This window comes from Armatimonadota bacterium (genome assembly GCA_035527535.1).
GTDB lineage: Bacteria > Armatimonadota > Hebobacteria.
In genome coordinates, this window is sequence record DATLAK010000144.1 from 1 (window position 1) to 2,303 (window position 2,303).

General features: G+C 65.0%; 3 protein-coding genes. 1 reads left to right on the forward strand and 2 read right to left on the reverse strand.

What is annotated here, in order from left to right; genetic code table 11:
- The coding region (locus tag VM221_10160) for an IS6 family transposase (GenBank protein HUT75179.1) at window positions 1–510 on the reverse strand (510 nt) is incomplete at its 3' end.
- Window positions 511–769: 259 nt separating this feature from the next.
- On the opposite strand from VM221_10160, the gene VM221_10165 reads away from it, so the two are divergent.
- On the forward strand, window positions 770–2,026 hold the full coding sequence (locus VM221_10165; protein ID HUT75180.1) for a polysaccharide biosynthesis/export family protein: 1,257 nt from the start codon (window positions 770–772) through the stop codon (window positions 2,024–2,026).
- Window positions 2,027–2,049: 23 nt separating this feature from the next.
- Here the strand turns inward: VM221_10165 and VM221_10170 are convergent.
- The coding region (locus VM221_10170) for a hypothetical protein (GenBank protein ID HUT75181.1) at window positions 2,050–2,303 on the reverse strand (254 nt) is incomplete at its 5' end.

A 2,303-nucleotide genomic window follows, 5' to 3' on the forward strand; every position in this document is an offset into this window, starting at 1 on the left:
CTCCGCGCGATTATTTAACCAACGCCCTGTGACCTGAAGATCGGAGCCGCCGATCTCGCGCAGCGCCGCACCGTAGGACCTGAGCCGGTCAGTGACGATGGCCGCCGGACGGCCATAGCGGCGCATTGATTTCTTCAGGAACTTAAGTGCCGCCCTGCGGTCTCGCCTCTTCGAGACAAAGACCTCGAGCACTTCGCCTTCGTGATCGACGGCACGCCAGAGGTAATGGCGTTCGCCGTTGATCTTCACAAAGACCTCGTCGACATGCCATCGCCAGTTGGAGAATGCTCGCATCTTTTCGATGCGCTTGCGACGGATCTCAGCGGCGAACATCGGGCCGAACCGATTCCACCAGAACCGGACCGTCTCATGGCTGATCTCGATGCCGCGCTCGTGCAGCAGGTCCTCGACATTCCGCAGCGACAGCGGGAACCGGACATACATCATCACCGCCAGGCGGATGATTTCGGGGGAGGTCTTGAAGTAACGAAAAGGATTCTTTTTGGCCATGGCCGGACGCTAGACAACCGCCCTGCCCGCCTCAACCAATTTTGCTCTGACAATGCCATTTTCGTGGTTAAAATGCAATAGACTCTTGGCAGATCGAGGCAGAGGGCGCCTGCCGGGTGACGCCGCAGGCGCCGCTCCGCGCGGCCCGGCGCCACTGCTATTGACGTAATAGGCCGACCCGTGAGACAATTGAAGATAAAGGAAGAAATCGGTTTCACGGCGCAACCGCCGGGGCCGAGTGCCAGAGGACACTATACCGATGCCGATCACGCTTCCGGGACGGATGCTCGCCCGCCTTGCGGTTGCCGTCTGCCTCGCCTTGACCGCCGGGCCGATCGCGGCCCAGAGCGCCGATACCAGCACCGATGCCAACGCCTATGTGCTGCAGCAGGGCGACGTGCTCGAGCTGGTGATCTCCGGCTCGCCGGAACTGCGCGAGCGCCTGCCGATCGACATCGACGGCAATCTGGTCGGGCCGCTGATCGGCTCGATCCCCGCTGCCGGACGGACGGTCGCCAGCATCCGCGAGGAGGCGCGCCAGACACTCTCGCGCTTAACCCTCCCGGTGGTCGCCGAGGGCGGCGCCAGCTACGACATGCGGATCCACCCGAACGCGATCAGCATCAACGTGCTGGAATACCGGCCGGTCTATGTCGATGGCGACGTGCAGAACCCGGGCGGCTACCCGTTCGCGCCGGGGCTGACCGTGCGCCGTGCGATCGCGCTGGCCGGCGGGCTGGGCATCGCCTCGCGCTTTCTCAACCCGAAGCAGGAATTCCTGCAGGAATACAGCCGCATGGCCTCGCTCTCGGCCCGGCGCGAGGCACTGGCCTCGCGGGCGGAGAGGCTCCGCGCCGAGGCGACCGGGGCGCGCTTCCAGTCCTCCGAGACTGCTGAGAAGGATGCCGCCGGGGGCCCGGCCGAGATCGAGATGGACCTGCTGGCCCTGCGAAACGAGCAGCTGATCGAGTCCGAGCAGGCCCTGCGCGCCGCGATCGGCAAGACCGGCGAGCAGCTGCTGGCGCTGCGCGCCCAGTTCACCAGCGAGGAAGAGGGCGAGACCTTCGACCGCGAGGAGCTCGAGCGCCTGACCGAAGCAATGCAGGCGGGCTCGATCACCTCGTCGCGGCTGAACGACCAGCGCCGGCGGCTGAACTTCTCGACCAGCAACAAGGCCGACACCATGGCCAGCATCGCCCTGACCGAGCGCAACCTGATCGAACTGAACGACCGCCTTGCCCAGACCCGGCTGAAGGCTCGCGACATCGCGTTCGAGAAGCTCTCCGACGTCTCGATGCAGCTTGCCGAAACCGAGGCATCGCTCGAGGGCTCGCGCCGGACGATGATGTATCTCGGCGGCCTGCCCAGCGACATGCGCGACGCGGCGATCACCACGATCCGGGTCGCCTACCCGGACGGCTCGGAGGTGCTTCTCGGCGCCGGCGAGGACGCGGACCTGCGCCCCGGAGCCCTAGTCAGCGTTGAGATCCGCTTCGGCTTCGATCACGGCGGCTGAACCGGCCCGATCCCTGTCCGGCCCTATCCCTGCCCGGCCCCGGCCTCGGCGCGCCCCATCCTTCGGCATCTGACCGGCTGCGCCGCGCCTTGCACCGGTAGCAGCGGCCGGGCGCATGTGGCTACATGACGTTTTTGTGACAGATTTGTGACAGCTACCGTATCATAGCCATGAATCGCCACATTGGCGTTGTCAACATTGTAGTTGGCGAACTGACGTTCTGTATCCAACAACGGCGCAATAAATAGAGCGCCGATGATCGCCGCCACCACCGCCA

Excerpts from the sequence above, each read along its gene's own strand:
- VM221_10165 (HUT75180.1), top strand. The coding sequence starts at position 770 with ATGCCGATCACGCTTCCGGGACGGATGCTCGCCCGCCTTGCGGTTGCC.